This is a genomic window from Micromonospora sp. CA-244673, from assembly GCF_050948395.1.
GTDB lineage: Bacteria > Actinomycetota > Actinomycetes > Mycobacteriales > Micromonosporaceae > Micromonospora.
Genome location: NZ_CP192019.1, coordinates 2,690,157 through 2,705,884, shown reverse-complemented (window position 1 = coordinate 2,705,884; position 15,728 = coordinate 2,690,157). Strand labels below are relative to the sequence as shown.

The 15,728-nt window shown below is 73.5% G+C and carries 12 protein-coding genes; 6 read left to right on the top strand and 6 right to left on the bottom strand.

The genetic code is table 11. The annotated features are described in order from the left end of the window. Nucleotides 1-103 precede the first annotated feature (103 nt). The 5 genes from ACQP12_RS12620 to ACQP12_RS12600 all read left to right on the top strand — a co-directional run bounded on the left by ACQP12_RS12620 (nucleotide 104) and on the right by ACQP12_RS12600 (nucleotide 7,315). The gene (locus ACQP12_RS12620; protein ID WP_433287662.1) at nucleotides 104-523 is read left to right on the top strand and encodes an NUDIX hydrolase; all 420 of its coding nucleotides are present in this window, start codon (nucleotides 104-106) and stop codon (nucleotides 521-523) included. A 238-nt stretch (nucleotides 524-761) separates the two neighbouring features. Next, nucleotides 762-1,418 carry a response regulator transcription factor gene (locus ACQP12_RS12615; protein WP_433287660.1) on the top strand — a complete coding sequence of 219 codons (657 nt, stop codon included), beginning with the start codon at nucleotides 762-764 and terminating at the stop codon, nucleotides 1,416-1,418. 108 nt (nucleotides 1,419-1,526) lie between these two features. Further along, a complete protein-coding gene (locus tag ACQP12_RS12610; protein ID WP_433287658.1) occupies nucleotides 1,527-3,629 on the top strand; it encodes a M14 family zinc carboxypeptidase in 2,103 nt (700 codons plus the stop codon). 73 nt (nucleotides 3,630-3,702) lie between these two features. Further along, entirely contained in the window at nucleotides 3,703-4,404 is a 702-nt protein-coding gene (locus tag ACQP12_RS12605) for a fasciclin domain-containing protein (RefSeq protein ID WP_433287656.1), read from the top strand. Nucleotides 4,405-4,498: 94 nt separating this feature from the next. Continuing rightward, nucleotides 4,499-7,315 carry a M14 family zinc carboxypeptidase gene (locus tag ACQP12_RS12600; protein ID WP_433287654.1) on the top strand — a complete coding sequence of 939 codons (2,817 nt, stop codon included), beginning with the start codon at nucleotides 4,499-4,501 and terminating at the stop codon, nucleotides 7,313-7,315. A 69-nt stretch (nucleotides 7,316-7,384) separates the two neighbouring features. On the opposite strand, the gene ACQP12_RS12595 is transcribed toward ACQP12_RS12600, so the two are convergent. The 4 genes from ACQP12_RS12595 to ACQP12_RS12580 all read right to left on the bottom strand — a co-directional run bounded on the left by ACQP12_RS12595 (nucleotide 7,385) and on the right by ACQP12_RS12580 (nucleotide 12,477). After that, entirely contained in the window at nucleotides 7,385-8,668 is a 1,284-nt protein-coding gene (locus ACQP12_RS12595) for a citrate synthase (RefSeq protein WP_357944809.1), read from the bottom strand. A gap of 194 nt (nucleotides 8,669-8,862) precedes the next feature. Beyond that, nucleotides 8,863-10,914: a sulfatase-like hydrolase/transferase gene (locus ACQP12_RS12590; protein WP_433287651.1), complete on the bottom strand. Its 2,052-nt coding sequence runs from the start codon at nucleotides 10,912-10,914 to the stop codon at nucleotides 8,863-8,865. Then, nucleotides 10,907-12,322 carry a class I SAM-dependent methyltransferase gene (locus ACQP12_RS12585; RefSeq protein WP_433287649.1) on the bottom strand — a complete coding sequence of 472 codons (1,416 nt, stop codon included), beginning with the start codon at nucleotides 12,320-12,322 and terminating at the stop codon, nucleotides 10,907-10,909. Before ACQP12_RS12585 ends, ACQP12_RS12590 begins: the two co-directional genes overlap by 8 nt. A 5-nt stretch (nucleotides 12,323-12,327) precedes the next feature. Further along, the gene (locus ACQP12_RS12580; protein ID WP_167364301.1) at nucleotides 12,328-12,477 is read right to left on the bottom strand and encodes a hypothetical protein; all 150 of its coding nucleotides are present in this window, start codon (nucleotides 12,475-12,477) and stop codon (nucleotides 12,328-12,330) included. Nucleotides 12,478-12,656: 179 nt separating this feature from the next. On the opposite strand from ACQP12_RS12580, the gene ACQP12_RS12575 reads away from it, so the two are divergent. Beyond that, nucleotides 12,657-13,055 (top strand): VOC family protein, encoded by a 399-nt coding sequence (locus ACQP12_RS12575; RefSeq protein ID WP_433287647.1) that lies wholly within the window; start codon nucleotides 12,657-12,659, stop codon nucleotides 13,053-13,055. Between the two features lie 109 nt (nucleotides 13,056-13,164). Here ACQP12_RS12575 and ACQP12_RS12570 read toward each other — a convergent pair whose 3' ends face one another. Further along, complete coding sequence (locus tag ACQP12_RS12570; RefSeq protein ID WP_433287645.1) at nucleotides 13,165-13,977, bottom strand: helix-turn-helix domain-containing protein; 813 nt, start codon at nucleotides 13,975-13,977, stop codon at nucleotides 13,165-13,167. 93 nt (nucleotides 13,978-14,070) lie between these two features. Then, nucleotides 14,071-15,297, bottom strand: a complete 1,227-nt coding sequence (locus ACQP12_RS12565) for a glycosyltransferase (RefSeq protein WP_433287643.1) — start codon at nucleotides 15,295-15,297, stop codon at nucleotides 14,071-14,073. Between the last annotated feature and the right edge of the window lie 431 nt (nucleotides 15,298-15,728).

Genomic DNA, 15,728 nt, shown 5'->3' with positions numbered 1-15,728 from the left:
CTCCGGCACCGGACTCATGCTAGTGGGCCGGCTGGCTCCGGCTGACCGGAAGACCCGCGCCGACGGCCCCGCGCCGAGGATGCCGCCGTGGAATGATTCCGCGATGGCCAGCTACGACATAGCGCTCGTCCTGCTCGTCGACCCCTCCGGCGCCGTTCTCCTGCAGCACCGCGACGAGCACGCGCCCGTCTCGCCGAACCAGTGGGGCCTGCCCGGCGGCCACATCGAGCCCGGCGAGACGCCGGAGGAGGCCGCCCGCCGGGAACTGCTGGAGGAGACCGGCCTGACCGCGGGCGAGCTGCATCCCCTCTGGACCGGCCCGCGCCCCTATGAGGAGGGCTTCCCGCACACGGTGACGGTCCACGTCTTCCACGGCACGACCGAGGCGCGTCAGGAGGACGTGGTGCTCGGCGAGGGCCGCGCCATGGTCTTCGTCCCCCGCGACGAGGTGCTCGACCGGGAGCTGGCGGTCACCACCGCGTTCGTCCTCCCGCTCCATCTCCGGGCGGCGGACAACTCCTGAGGCGGGCTCGCGGCGTGTCTCGCGAGGACCCGCGCGATCTTGGCGACCGGGCGTTCGTGGCGAACGGCAACTCGCCAAGATCGCAGGTCGCGGACCGCGATTGACGGCTTCGCGGAATCCGCCCGACGGCTCGACCTGCATGATCTTCCGGTCGTGATCTTCCGTTCGGGCTGGTCGCGGCCGGCTCGGATCGGACAGACTCGCGTGAACCTGTGACAACGAGGTTCGAGGAGACGCGGTGCGGGTGCTTCTGGTGGAGGACGACCTGAGAGTCGCGTCCGCGCTCGCCGCCGCGCTGCGCCGCCGGGGCAACTCGGTCATCACGGCCACGACCGCGTCGGAGGCGGTCGAGGCCGGGCCGGTGGACCTCATGCTGCTCGACCTCAACCTGCCCGACCGGGACGGGCTGGCACCGTGCCGGGAGATCCGCCGGCACAACGAGGACATCGCGATCATCGCGGTGACCGCCCGCGGCGACGAGCGGGATCGGGTGGCGGGGCTGCGGGCCGGCGCCGACGACTACGTGGTGAAGCCGTTCTCGATGGCCGAGCTGCAGGCCCGGATCGAGGCGGTGATGCGCCGCGCGGCGCGCACCGCCCGGATCGAGGCGGCGCTGGAGGTCGGCGACCTGCGGCTGGACCTCAACGCCCGGCGGGTCTGGCTCGGCGACCGGGAGGTCGTCCTGACCCGCAAGGAGTTCGCGCTGCTGATGGCGCTGGCCCGGCAGGCCGGGACGGTGGTGCCCCGGGAACGGCTGCTCATGGACGTCTGGCAGACCACCTGGGGCGCCGGGCACACCCTCGACGTCCACGTCGCGGCCCTGCGGGGCAAGCTCGACGACGCCGGCCTCGTGGAGACCGTGCGCGGGGTGGGCTACCGGCTCCGGCCGGCCTGAGCCGCGGATCCTCAGATCCACCTCAAGAAATCGCTGACCGTCGACCAGGGACGGGTCGGCTCGCGTTGGCTGTGCGGACCGAGTCATCCCACCTGTTCTGGAGCATCCATGAGAGACAGACGGACGACGGCCATCCTCTCCGCCCTGCTCGCCGCCAGCCTGGCGGCTTTCGCGGGACCCCTTCCCGCACAGGCCGACCCGGCCGAGCCGAACCAGGTCCAGGGCCTGACGGTCGTGCAGGGCGACGGCTACGCCACCCTCGCCTGGACGCCGGTCGAGGGCGCCACCGACTACCAGATCGAGCGCACCCCGGTCGCCGCCGACGACACGGCGGCCGGACCGGCGGTCATCACCGGCGTCTGGCGGCCGAACCGCCAGATCAACAACTCCTCGCCCACCTTCGCCGACGCCGGGTTCAACCCGGGCACCCGGTTCCAGTGGCGGGTCCGCGCCCGCGTCGGCACCACGGCCGAGCCGTACTCGGCGCCGGTGGCCGGCACCACCCGGGCCCCCTGGGGCGACCCCGCCGTGCCGGGCCAGAACCTCCGGACCCAGTGGGAGACCACCCTCGCGGCCCAGTACACCAGCGACGTCAACGAGTACGCGTACACCGCGGCGGTCGACGAGGCGAGCGACCGGGTCCGGGTGACCGAGATCGGCCGGACCGCGCTCGGCCGCCCGATCAACATGTTCGTCATCGGCTACCCCACCCCGCCGGCCACCCCGGCGGCGGTGGCCGCGACCTCGCCGCTGATGGTCAACTGCAACGTGCACGGCAACGAGCCCGGTGACCGGGAAGCCTGCCTGATCATGGCGCGCCAGCTGGCCTTCAGCGACGACCCGCGGACGCTCGACCTGCTGTCGCACACCACCGTCCTGATCGTGCCCACCATCAACGGGGACGGCCGGGCGGCCAACACCCGGGGCAACTCCACCGGCCAGGACCTCAACCGGGACTACTCGCTGATCCGCCAGCCGGAGACCTTCGCGCTGATGCGGATGCTGCGCGACTACCGGCCGGTGGCCGGCTACGACGGGCACGAGTTCGGCAACTCCAGCGCCGGCGACCTGCCGATGCTGCCGCCGCGGCACCAGAACGTCGCCCAGCCGATCTTCGACGAGTCGCAGCACATGATCGAGGGTCACATGTACACCCAGGGCGCGAAGGACGGCTGGTGGCCCTGCCCGTACGGCTGCAACGGCGGCGGGAACGTGGGGCTGAGCGAGGAGACCATCCTGCGCAACACCCTGGGGCTCAAGAACGTGGTGAACTCCCTGCTGGAGCTGCGCAGCTCCGGCGGCACGACCCGGCCGGACGAGGGCAACACGGCGAACAACCGGCGGCGCAAGACGTTCTCGGCGCTGTGGACGTTCCAGCAGTTCCTCGACTACCACCGGGCGAACCTCAAGGAGATCACCTCGGCGCGGGCCGACGGGATCACCTTCCAGGTGTCGAACACCGGCCGGATCGTCTTCCGCGGCTCCCGGCCGATCGCGGCGTACCCGTCGCCGCACCCGGGTGAGGCCCCGCCGCCCCTGGACGCCCCGCGCGCCGACCAGATCCTCACCGACGTGCCGTGCGCCTACCGGCTCACCGAGGAGCAGTACCACGGCGAGCGCACCGACGGCCCGGCCGGCCAGCGGACCACCGTCGCGCAGCGGCTCGCCGCGCACGGCTGGAAGGTGGTCAAGGTCGCCGACGGGTACGTGGTGCCCCTCGCCCAGCCCGAGCGGGGTCTGATCCCGCTGCTGCTCGACGGGCAGGCGGTGGAGAAGCTGGTCGACGCCGAGCGGGTGTACCCGACGGTGACCGGCCCGCGGAGCGGTCCGCTGGTGGTTTCCGGCTTCACCTGCCTGCGGGACGCCACGGTGACCGGTCCGGTCCGGGTGCGGGCCGGCGGCACACTGGTCGCCACCGGCTCGTCGATCACCGGCCCGGTGGACGCCGCCGGCGCCGCCGGCGTGTTCCTGACCGACACGAAGGTCACCGGCCCGGTCCGGATCGCGCAGGGCACCGGGCCCGTGGTGGTCGTCGACACCACGGTCGAGGGTCCGGTCGACGTGTCCGGCAACCGGGGCGACGCGCCGCTGCTGGCCGCCAACACGGTCACCGGCCCGCTGCGCTGTGACGGCAACAGCGCGGCCCCGGTCGACCTGGAGCTGGGCAACTCGGCGACGGGCCCGAAGTCGGGCCAGTGCGCGACCCTCTGACCCGCTGACCGTCGTACCGGCAGGTCCGGCCTCCCGGGCCTGCCGGTACGACCCGACCCGAGCGGAGAACGCCGTGGAACGGCCCGTCATCCCCCCGCGATCCCGATCCCTCCCCCGGCTCCGGTGGCCGGCCCGCCGGCGGACCGCTGCGCTCGCCGCGGTCGCGCTGTCCCTGGCGCTCACCGGCACGGGCTGCTCCGGCGCCGGCACCCCTTCGCCGGCCGCGGCCGGCGGCGCCGCTCCGAAGGCGGCACCCGTCGTGAGCGGCCCGCTGTGCGACCTGCTGCCGTCCGGCAGCGAGCCCGGCAATCCGGCGGCGCTGGCCGGTCAGCCGGCCGAGGCGGCTCTGCAGTGGCTGCCCGTCCTCACCACGTTCGAGGCAGCGGTGCGGGCGTCCGGCATGTCCGCCGACCTGCACGGCGGCTCGGGGGTGACCATCCTGGCCCCGAGCGACGACGCGTTCGCGGCCAAGTTCTCCGAGGACAACCTGGACCAACTCCTCGTGGCCGACCGGGACAAGCTCCGCGGTCTGCTCCGCGAACACCTCGTCGCCGGGTCGCTGTCGCTGTCCGACCTGGTGAGTGCCGGCACGGTCACCACGCTCGCCGGCACCACCCTGACCGTCACCGGGGGTGGGGGTAACGCCCGCCTGGCCGACCAGGCCGACACCGTGTGCGCCGACTACCAGGTCGCCGGTGCGCGGATCCACATCATCAACCACGTGCTCGGCAGCCTGCCCACCACCGGTGGCGAGGGCGGGCACCGCGCCCACTGACCGCACGAACCGAGTCTTGCCCCAGGAAACCGCAGGTCGATACGTTTCGATCCAGCTCGCTTGATCTCCCGCCGAGTGAAACGAGGCATTCACCATGCGCCTGTCGAAGCGCCCGCTCAGGGCGGTCCACCCGAGAAGAACGGCCGGTGTCGCCGCGCTGCTGCTGCTCGCCGGTCTGACGCCGTTGCTCGGAGGCGCGCCGGCCGGCGCCGCCCCCACGCCCCCCAGTTGCAGCAACGACCCTGCCGCGCGGCTGTCCACCGTGCCCAGCCCCGAGTCCGCGCTGGGCTTCCCGCTCGGCACGGGCCAGGAGCGGGTCGTCACCAACGACGAGGTCCGTGGCTACCTGAAGGCCGTCGACACGGCCTCCGACCGCGTGGTCACCGGCGTCCTGGCGACGAGCGTGCTCGGCCAGCCGCTGCCGTACGCCATCGTCTCCAACGAGCGGCACGTCCGGCCGGGCGCGCTGCGGCAGATCGCCGACGACATCCGCGACCTGCGGGACCCGCGCCGGACGAAGCCGAGGAAGGCCGCCGAGACCGCGGCCGACCGCCCGGCCATCGTCTGGGTGGCCGGGAACGTGCACGGCGGGGAGAAGAGCGGCACGGACGCCGCGCTCAAGACCCTGTACGAGCTGGCGTCGGGGCTGTCCTGCGCGGTCGCCGAACGGAACGACAACCTGGTCACCGTCATCGTGCCGACTCAGAACCCGGACGGTCGCGACGCCAACCGGCGGCAGAACGAGTACGGCTTCGACATGAACCGGGACTGGTTCGCCCGCACCCAGCAGGAGACCGACGGCAAGATCGAGCTCCTGCGGCAGTACCCGCCGCAGGTCTTCGTCGACGCGCACGAGATGGGCGGCCGGCAGTACTTCTTCCCGCCCAACGCCGACCCGATCCACCACGAGATCGCCGGCGAGAACGTCGACTGGATCAACCGGATCGGCGAGGCCAACAAGGCCGGCTTCGGCTTCAACGGCGCCTGCGGCGGCGCCGTCACCACCGAGTGCTACTTCAACTACGCGACGTACGACCTGTTCTTCATGGGCTACGGCGACACCGTCCCGGCGGCCGGCTTCGGCGCCGCCGGCATGACCTTCGAGAAGGGCAGCGCGTCGGCGGTGGCCGACCGGGTCCAGCAGCAGTTCCACACCCAGTGGTCCACCCTCGGGTGGGCCGCCGCGAACAAGCACGAGGTGCTGACCGGCTACTACAAGATCTGGACGGACGCGCTCGCCGAGGGCCGGGCCGGGGCGCTGGAGCCGAACGAGGTGGTCCAGCCGACCAACAGCGTCCAGTTCCCGGTGCCGGACATCACGATCCGCTCGTACTTCCTGCTCCCCGACCGGCAGCTCGGCGACGTGCGCCAACTGGTCGAGCGGCTGCGCCGGATGGACGTCGAGGTCTACGAGGTGACCAAGCCGACGAAGGTGCCCACCGCCCGGGTCTTCGGCGGACGCACCGCGACCGACGTCACCGTGCCGGTCGGCGCGTACTGGATCCCGATGGACCAGCCGCAGAAGCACTGGATCCAGGCGATCATGGGCGAGGACCCGTACGTGCCGTTCCCCTACTTCTACGACGTGTCGTCCTGGAGCAACCCGCTGCTCATGGGCGTGGACACCATCTACACCGGCGACGACGTCCGGCCGCACGCCAAACTGGTCCGGGAGATCACCGGTGGCAGGGCCTCGGCGGCCGGGGCGAAGGGGTCGTACGCGTACCCGCTGGACTCGGCGGCGGCGGCCGAACTCACCTTCCGGCTGCTCGGCCGGGGCGTGCCGCTCGTCCGTGACCTCGACACCAGCGTGGTGGGCTTCCCCGCCAAGAGCCTGACCCAGGAGGTCGACCGGCTGGCCCGGTCGCTCGGGGTGACCCTGAGCCCGAGCGGCGCGCCGGCCGCCGGGAGCCCGGTGGACCTGCCCGATGTCGGGCTGTTCCAGGGCACCGGCATCTCCACCACCTCCGGCTCGCACGGCGAGGCCCGGTATGTGCTCGGCAAGCGGTGGGGGCTCGACCTCACGCCGGTGACCACCGCCGACATCAACGACAACACCCCGGCGTTCACCGAGCGGACCGTGCTGCTCGTGCCGGACGGCAGCAGCTCGACCGGCGGGCTCACCGCCGCCGGGCAGGCCAACCTGCGGAACTGGATCGCGCAGGGCCACACCTACCTCGGCCTGCGCAACGAGGGCACCCGGATGGCCCGGGCCGCCGGCCTCACGTCGACCACCGAGAAGGCGAAGCCGGCGGACTACCGGATGATCGGCTCGCACCTGCGGGTCGACGTCGACCGCAGCAGCCCGGTCGCGCTGGGCCGGCCGGCGGAGGACTTCGAGTTCAACAACAGCGACTCGATTCTGAACCCGAGCAGCACCGGCACCAACGTCCTCAGCTACCCGTTCGACGACACCTTCTGGGCGAACGGCTACACCACGCGCAGCGAGGTGTTGAAGGGCACGGTCGCCCTGGTGGACGAGCCCACCGGCGCCGGCCGGGCCGTACTGTTCGCGTTCAACCCGCTCTTCCGGGCGTACAACGAGAACGGGCTGCACCTGGTGGCCAACGCCCTGCTCTACCCGTCGGGTGCGGCGGCGGACCGCGGCGCCGCGCGGCGGACGCCCGGTGTCGACCCCGCCCGGGCGGCCGCGGCGGCCCAGCCGGTGGCGGACGACCTGGGCGGCGGGTGGCGCCCGATCACGGTCGAGGTGGCGGCCGGTGACCGGGGTCGCGCCGAAGCGGTCACCGCCCGGTACACCGACACGGCCCGGGTCTCCGTGGTGGACGGGTCGGCCTACCTGGTGATCCCGAATCCGGCCGGCCTGCAGGCCGACGAGCACCCGTTCCTGCGTGACCTGGTGGGCGCCCTCCGGGAGGCGCAGATCCCGCTGCGTTCCCTGGTGGGCTGACGCACCGTCGCGCAAACACGAAGGCCGCCGACCCGCACGGGTCGGCGGCCTTCGCCGTCAGGACCGGGCTCAGCGCTGCGCGGCGGGGACGTAGTCCCGCTCGGCGTAGCCGGTGTAGATCTGCCGCGGGCGGCCGATCTTGGTCTCCGGGTCGTTGATCATCTCGCGCCACTGGGCGATCCAGCCGGGGAGCCGGCCCAGGGCGAACAGCACCGTGAACATCTTCGTCGGGAAGCCCATGGCCTTGTAGATCAGGCCGGTGTAGAAGTCCACGTTCGGGTAGAGCCGGCGCGAGACGAAGAAGTCGTCGGCGAGGGCGATCTCCTCCAGCTGCATGGCGAGGTCCAGCAGCGGGTCCGGCTTGGCCATCCGGCCGAGCACGTCCTGCGCGGCCTTCTTCACGATGGCGGCGCGCGGGTCGTAGTTCTTGTAGACCCGGTGGCCGAAGCCCATCAGCTTCACGCCGTCCTGCTTGTCCTTGACCTTCTGCACGAAGGTACGGACGTCGCCGCCGTCGGCCTGGATCTTCTGGAGCATCTCCAGCACGGCCTGGTTGGCGCCGCCGTGCAGCGGGCCGAACAGCGCGTTCACGCCGGCCGAGACCGAGGCGAACAGGTTGGCGTTGCTGGAGCCGACCAGCCGGACGGTCGAGGTGGAGCAGTTCTGCTCGTGGTCGGCGTGCAGGATGAACAGCATGTCCAGCACGCGGGCCATCACCGGGTCGACCTCGTACGGCTCGGCCGGCACGCCGAAGGTCATCCGCAGGAAGTTCTCGACGTAGCCCAGCGAGTTGTCCGGGTAGAGCAGCGGCTGGCCGATCGACTTCTTGTAGGCGTACGAGGCGATGGTGGGGACCTTCGCCATCAGCCGCACCGTGGACATCTCGACGTGGTCGGAGTCGAACGGGTCCAGGCTGTCCTGGTAGAAGGTCGAGATCGCGCTCACGGCCGAGGAGAGCACGGCCATCGGGTGCGCGTCGCGGGGGAAGCCGTCGAAGAAGCGGCGCATCTCCTCGTGCAGCAGCGAGTGCCGGCGGACCCGCTCGCTGAACTCGGTGAGCTGGGTCTGGGTCGGCAGCTCACCGTAGATCAGCAGGTAGGAGACCTCCAGGAAGGAGGACTTCTCGGCCAGCTGCTCGATCGGGTAGCCGCGGTACCGCAGGATGCCCGCGTCACCGTCGATGTAGGTGATCGCGGACGAGCAGGACGCCGTGTTCACGAAACCGGGGTCGTACGTCGTCATCCCGGTTTCCTTCAGCAGCTTGCCCACCCCGATTCCGGCGGGCCCCTCGACCGCGGACTGCACCGGCATCGACAGCTGCCCACCGGGGTGGTCGAGCTTGACTTCCGTCATCTGTTCCTCGCTTCGCCGGCAAGATCTTCGTTGAGTTGCCTTCGCTTTTACCGTAATCACGGTGGGGAGGACACCGCTCGTCATGGTTCGGTGGTGAGGTATGCGTCACCCGATTCCCGACTTGCCGACTCGGAAACCCGGTGGAAGCGCGACCACCCCGAGCTGGGAAGGCTACCCGGCGATCCTGCGGATGATCACGAGAGGGTGAGCCTGCTCAGCGCCCCGTCGGCGCCCACCCGGTAGAGATCGAGGCGGTTGGCCCCGGCGGCGAAGAGCCGGTCGTCGGGGAGAAGGGCGGCGAACCGCCGGCCGGCGTGATCCGGCGGGACCACCGGGACGACCGCGCCCACGGTGCCGTTCACCGCCACGGCGAGCCGCGTCCCGTCCGGCACCGAGGCGGGCACGGACCCCCAGACCAGCGCGGGCAGCTCGCCGCGCGCCGGGTCGACGTCGCGGAACGCGGCGAGGTTGCCCACCGTCGCCGTACCCCCGGGTGGTTTCTCGCCGACCCGGGTGCCCACCAGCGGGTCGGGGGCGGGTGGCGCGGGCGGGGACGGGACCCCGCCGGGGAACGTGAGCGGCTGGCCGGGCGTGTCGTAGAAGCGCTTGTCGGAGGTGTCGCGCGGGGCCTGGCTCGCCGGCCGGCCCTCCATCCGCCAGGGGATCCGCATGTGGGTCTCGTCGGCGATCGTCGGCAGCAGGTCGACGTGCTGCCAGTTCCGGTCGTCGACCCGACCGGTCCGCTGGCCGGGTTCCTTCAGGAACATCGGCACCCAGGCGACCTGGTCGGGCGCGTGGGTGATGGCGTCCAGCCCCCGGCCCTGCCAGTCCTTGCGGAAGCTCACCCCGTGGTCGGCGGTGACCACCACGAGCGCCTTGTCGTAGAGGCCGGTGGCGCGCAGGGTGCGCAGCGTCTCGCCGATCAGCCGGTCGGTGTAGCCGAGCTGGGCGAGGTGCCGGGCCCGGGCCAGGTCCACCCACCCGGTCCCGTCGCTGGGCAGGTCCTCGGGGGCCGCGTAGTGCGCCCCGGACGGCAGGTAGACCCAGGGCGAGTGCGGCATGAGCAGGTGCAGGAAGTGCAGCGTGGGCCGGTCGGCGGGGCGCAGGCCGGCGAGGAAGGTGGTGAACCGGGCCGGCTGGTTGTCGTCGAGGGTGTCCCAGCGGAACTTCGGGTCGTTCGGCACCGGCTCGGCAGCGTCCAGCCCCGCCTCGGCGCGGGTCTGCTCCCGGTAGGAGTCCTCCGGGTCGATCCGGCTGTCCACCGGGGCGGTGACCTGGCCCAGCAGCTTCCCGCTCTCCCGCACCAGCACCCCGAGCCCCTGCTGCGGGCTGACCGGCTGCTCGCAGCGGCTGGGCGGGCAGAGCCGGGTGATGCTCTCCTCGGCCTTGATGTCGTACAGGCCGCCGAGGGCGGTGAACAGGTTGTCCGGGTACCGCGAGTAGTGCGGGGCGATCGGCTCGGCCGGGTAGCGCCCGCGGAGCATGGCCGGCAGCGCGTAGGGGGTCCAGCCGCTGACGCCGGTGGCGTTGCGGTACCAGGTCGAGCCGGCGGCCAGCTCGGCGAAGTGCGGATAGCGCGCGGCATCGATCCTGCGGTCCGGACCGAGCAGGGAGACCAGCGGCAGCTCGTCCAGGACGATCATGACCACCGGCGGGTGGGCGCCCGCGCCGGCCACCCCGGCGGCGCCGCCGTGCCCCCGGGGCAGCACCACCGCCGAGGCCGGCGAGACGAAGACGAACAGGCCGACGAAGACCAGCGGCCCGACCGCGGCCACCCGCAGCACCCGGGCCAGGGCCCGCCACCGCCGGTGGGCGGCCGCTCCGGCGGCGCCGGCCACCACCGCCGCCACCAGCAGGGGTACGCCCCGCAGGGGCGTGACGTGCCGGCCGACCTGCACCGCGAGCGCGGCCAGCAGCAGCCCCACGACCAGCGTGTGCACGGCCGCCCGGGCGGGCCGTCCGGCGACCAGGCCGACCGCGCCGAGCAGGGCGAACGGCACGGTCGGCGCGATCGCGATCAGCGCCACCAGGAGCAGCACGTCGGCCCGGGAGGCGCGGTGGAACAGGAAGAAGTCCGGGCTGCGGCCGAGCACGTCCAGCAACGGCTGGGTGACCACCAGCCCGACCAGCGCCGCCACCTCCAGCAGCCGGCCCGCCTCGCCGCGCCAGCGCCGCCGGCCCCAGGTCCGGGGCCGGTCCGGGGCCGGCGGCGGGGTCCGTGGCGGCGCGAGCGTGTCCTCAGCCACCCACCACCACCTGATAGAGGGTGCGGGTGCCCGACGGCAGCTCGGCGCGGCCGACGACCCGCCCGCGCGCCGCGAGCAGCGGCTCGAACACCTCCCGCCGGTAGTCGGGGAAGAGCCCGTCCGGCTTGTTGGCCAGCAGGCGGCGGGCCATCGGGTCCTCCGGGTGCACGAACTCGACCACCAGGCTGCCGCCGGTCACGGTCAGCGCGACGAGCTGGTCCAGCACCTCGGGCAGCGGCACGTTCCGGCCGATCGCCAGGTGGTGCACCACGGCCAGGGCGAGCACCACGTCGGCCCGGGCCCGGTCGGCGAAGGCGGCCCGCTCGACGCCCCGCCAGCCACCGCCGGGCGACGGGTCGGCCAGGTCCATCACCAGCGGCAGGATCCGCCCCTCCCCCTCGTCGCGCAGCGCGCGGTAGAGGGCGTCCACCACCGCCGGATCCTGCTCGACGGCGACCACGTGGTCGGCGTGCCGGGCGGCGATCCGGGCGTAGCTGCCGTCGTTGGCGCCCAGGTCGAGCACCCGGCCCGGCCCGGTGGCGGCCACCGCCCGGTCGACGAACTGCTCCTTGGCCTGCCGGTCGGGCACCGAGTACGCGCACGTGCGCTGGTAGTCCGACCAGTGGGTGTCCCCCGGCCGGTGGTCCAGCCTGCGGACCAGCTTCGTCAGCCCGCGTACGGTGGCCAGGGCCAGCTCGCGCGAGTAGCCGGCCGACCGGAGCTGCGCGCGTACCGTGCTGGTGCTGGCCCCGGCGTTGCGGTCCTGCATCGCGCCGTGCAGGTGCACGTGGGTGAGCACCCCGGCCCGCCAGCGCCGGGCCCCGCCGAAGAGCCGGCGCATCTGGTCCGGCTCGACGCCGTCGATCCGGGCCCGCAGGAAGGGCTGGAAGTCCAGCCCGAGGTGGGCCTGGAGCAGCAGCGGGTAGAGCAGCGTCTGACAGAACTGCCGGTAGCCGGCCCAGGGCTCGCCGTCGCGGGCCGCCTCGAACGAGCCGACGTCGATGAAGACCGGCCGGGCGCCCCGCCACTGCACGTTGTAGGCGGAGCCGTCCTTCGTGGTGAAGCCGGCGGCCAGCGCGGCGCCCAGCACCTCCAGGTGCAGCAGGGCGGCGTCGCGGAGCATCCCGTACGACCACTCGTAGGGGTGCGAGACGAACGGGATCCGCTCGTGGCGCAGCACCGCGGCCCAGGGCACGTCGACCGGGGTCGGGAACAGCTCCTCCGTGGCGCAGACCTGCCGGTTGGCGAGCAGGTCGCGGAAGAAGTCGCTGGCGGCCAGGGCGCGCCAGTCGCGCGCGGACCGCTCGTCCAGCCCGCGCAGCACCTCGCCGGCGCGGTGGAAGACCCGGTTGCCGGGGTCGCGGAAGGAGCCGGGCTCGGCGCGCAGGCCGGTGTCGGAGAGCCCCACGCCCGTCAGCCCTGGTCGGTGGGCTGCCGGCGGAACCGGGCCACCAGCCGTCTCCAGTAGAGCTTGGCGGCCACCGCCACGCCGGCCACCCCGCCGACCACCGCCTGCACGATAAGGCTGCCGGATCCCGCGTCCAGGTAGGCCAGGTGCGTCACGGCTGCTTCCTTCCCCTCGCCAGTCATCGGAGTCCGGCCCGATATGAGAGCTTTACTGCTCTAAGCCGGACTTGCCCCACCGTACGCCCCTGGTCCTGATTGTGCCGGCCACACCGGCGACTCGTCCCCCGTCCGATCCGTTCAAGACGGCCAGGCCGGCCGGCCTCTACCGTGGCCGCATGACACCGCAGTTCGATCTCATCGGGATGGTCGTCACCGACATGGGACGCACCCTGGACTTCTACCGCCGGCTCGGGCTGCCGATCCCGCCCGGCGCCGAACGCGAGCCCCACGTGGAGGTGACCCTCGACAACGGCGTCCGGCTGGCCTGGGACACCGTCGAGACGATCCTCAGCTTCGACCCCGACCACGCCCCGGCGACCGGCGGCCCCCGCGCCAGCCTGGCCTTCCGCTGCGCCGACCCGGCCGAGGTGGACCGCTGGTACGCCGAGCTGACCGGCGCCGGCCACCACGGCCACCTGCCACCGTGGGACGCCTTCTGGGGCCAGCGCTACGCGGTCCTGCTCGACCCGGAAGGCAACGGCGTCGACCTGTTCGCCCCGCTCAAGTCCGACTGAGCCACCACCGCCGGGCGCTCGCCTCCGCACCGATCCGCCGATCTTGGACAGTTACCGTTCGAGCGGAACGGCAACTGTCCAAGATCTCGAAGGCCCCCCGCCGCGGGCCTCAGGCGCCGGCGGGCGGCAGCAGGTGGGTCGGTGGGACGCCGGCCAGTTCCTTCACCTCGCGGGTGAGGTGGGCCTGATCCGCGTACCCGGCCAGGGCGGCGACCTCGGCCAGCGGGGTCCCGCCGCCCGCCAGGTCGAGGGCGCGGCGCATCCGCAGGATACGGGCGAGGGTCTTCGGGCCGTACCCGAAGAGGAGCTGGCTGCGCCGGTGCAGGGCCCGCGCGCCCAGGCCGACCTCGGCGGCGGTCGCGGCGACGGTGGCGCCGGCCGCCAGTCGGGCGGCGACCCGCGCCCCGATCGGGTCCGGGCCACCGGCGGCCCGCAACCGGCCCCGCGCGACGTCCTCCAGCACGGCGGCGACGGACGGTCCCGACCATCCGGCGAGCGCCGGAGCGGGTGGGCTGCCACCGGCGGACGCGGCGGCCGGTGGACGTCCGGGAGTTCGGTGCCGGGCACGACCGGCGCCGAAGTGTGGGGCGTCGGCCGCCTCGATGCGGTCGGCCAGGTCGGCGGCGGCCCGTCCCCACAGGTCGGCGAGGGGCACCCGCTGGTCCCGCAACTCGTCGGCGGGCAACCCGAACACGGCGGGTCCGGTGCCCGGTGGCAGCCGCAGCCCGACCCACCGCTCCCCCGGCACGCCCACCGACAGGTGCGCGGTGCGGTCCGGCCCGGCGACCAGCAGGCCGGACCGGCTGGACCAGAGCAGGTCCAGGCACCCGTCCGGCAGCACCCGCACGGGTGCGTCGCCGCGCGAGACGCTCGCCCACCGCACGGCACCCGGGATCCCCGGTGCCGGCCCCTCCCGGTACATGCCCCCACCCTGCCACGCGGCGGCGCGGTTCCCGCTCCGGATCTTGGCGAGTTGCCGTTCCTGCCGGACGGAAACTCGCCAAGATCCCTGCCGTCAGGGGCGGTGGTGCAGGGCGAGGCGGAGCAGGGTGAAACGGAGCGCGGTCGCCGCCAGGTTGGCGGCGACCAGGACGGTCAGCTCCACGGCCCGCGGCGGCGCGCCCGCCGTGGCGTGCAGCACCGCCAGGGAACCGCTGGTCAGGGCCAGGCCGAGGGCGAAGGCGAGCAGGCCCTGGAGGTGGTGCCGGCCGGCGTGCCGGCGGCCGGTGACGCCGAAGGTGAGCCGCCGGTTGGCCGCCGTGTTGGCCACCGCCGTGACCAGCAGCGCCAGCAGATTCGCCGGTTGCGCCCCGAGCGGGCCGCGGGCCAGCACGAACAGCACCAGGTACGCGAGCGTGCTGGCCACCCCGACCATCGCGAAGCGGGCGAGCTGCCGGGGCAGCCCGACGGGCACCTGGGCCGGCGGCGCGTGCAGCGGCGCCCGGCCGAGCTGCGCGCGCAGGTCGGCCAAGGGCAGCGCCCCGGTGACCAGGCCCCGGCCCAGCCGCCAGATGCCGCGCAGGTCGGCCAGGGCGGTGGCCACGATGTCCACCCGGCTGTCCGGGTCGTCCACCCAGTCCACCGGGACCTCGTGGATCCGCAGGCCGGCCCGCTGGGCCAGCACCAGCAGCTCGGTGTCGAAGAACCAGCCGGTGTCCCGCACCAGCGGCAGCAGCCCGGCCGCCACGTCCGCGCGGATCGCCTTGAACCCGCACTGCGCGTCGGAGAAGCGGACCGCGAGGGTGCCGCGCAGCAGCAGGTTGTAGCCGCGCGAGATCACCTCCCGCTTGGCGCCCCGGACCACCCGGCTGGTCCGGGCCAGCCGGGTGCCGATGGCCAGGTCCGAGTGCCCGGAGAGGAGCGGGGCGACCAGCGGCAGCAGCGCCGCCAGATCGGTGGAGAGGTCCACGTCCATGTACGCCAGCACCGGCGCCGGGGAGGCCGACCAGGCGGCCCGGAGCGCCCGGCCCCGCCCCTTGGCGTCCAGGTGCAGCACCCCCACCTCGGGCAGCTCGGCGGCGAGCGCGTCGGCCACCGCGAGCGTGCCGTCGACGCTCGCGTTGTCGGCCACGGTGATCCGGAACGGGTACGGGAAGTGCGCGGTGAGGTGCGCGTGCAGCCTCCGGACGCAGGGGCCGAGGTCGGCCTCCTCGTTGTGCACGGGCACCACCACGTCGAGCACCGCCGTGTGCTCCGTGGGCCGGGCCTGCACGGCGGCCCGGGGTTCGCGGGTGTCGGTCATCGCTCAGCCCTGCTCTCCGCTGCTCAGGTCGTACACGGTCACGCCGTCGACGGTTCGCGCCGTGAAGGTCTCGGCCACCCACGCGGCGATCTCCGCGGACGCGTTGCTGCCGCCGTTGGCCCGGAACCCGCCGCCGCCGACGAAGTAGTGGATCCGCCCGTCGGTGACGTACCGCTGGAACTGGGCGAGGGTCGGGGACGGGTCGCTGCCGTTGAAGCCGCCGATCGGCATCACCGGCTCGCGGGTGGCGAGCTGGTAGCCGGAGGCGTTGTTCGAGCCGACCGTCGCGGCGACCCACGTGTAGTCGTCCGCGTCGGCCTCCAGCAGCGCCTTCAGTTCGGCGCTCGGCTCGCGGGCGTCGAGCAGCCCGCCCATCCCGCCGCCGCGCTGCGACCGCCCGTCACCGGGGAGCTGCCCGCTCGTCCCGTCCT

Coding starts and splice junctions, on each gene's coding strand:
- ACQP12_RS12595 (WP_357944809.1), bottom strand. CDS start 8,668: ATGACGGAAGTCAAGCTCGACCACCCCGGTGGGCAGCTGTCGATGCCG.
- ACQP12_RS12565 (WP_433287643.1), bottom strand. CDS start 15,297: ATGACCGACACCCGCGAACCCCGGGCCGCCGTGCAGGCCCGGCCCACG.
- ACQP12_RS12570 (WP_433287645.1), bottom strand. CDS start 13,977: ATGTACCGGGAGGGGCCGGCACCGGGGATCCCGGGTGCCGTGCGGTGG.
- ACQP12_RS12620 (WP_433287662.1), top strand. CDS start 104: ATGGCCAGCTACGACATAGCGCTCGTCCTGCTCGTCGACCCCTCCGGC.
- ACQP12_RS12610 (WP_433287658.1), top strand. CDS start 1,527: ATGAGAGACAGACGGACGACGGCCATCCTCTCCGCCCTGCTCGCCGCC.
- ACQP12_RS12575 (WP_433287647.1), top strand. CDS start 12,657: ATGACACCGCAGTTCGATCTCATCGGGATGGTCGTCACCGACATGGGA.
- ACQP12_RS12600 (WP_433287654.1), top strand. CDS start 4,499: ATGCGCCTGTCGAAGCGCCCGCTCAGGGCGGTCCACCCGAGAAGAACG.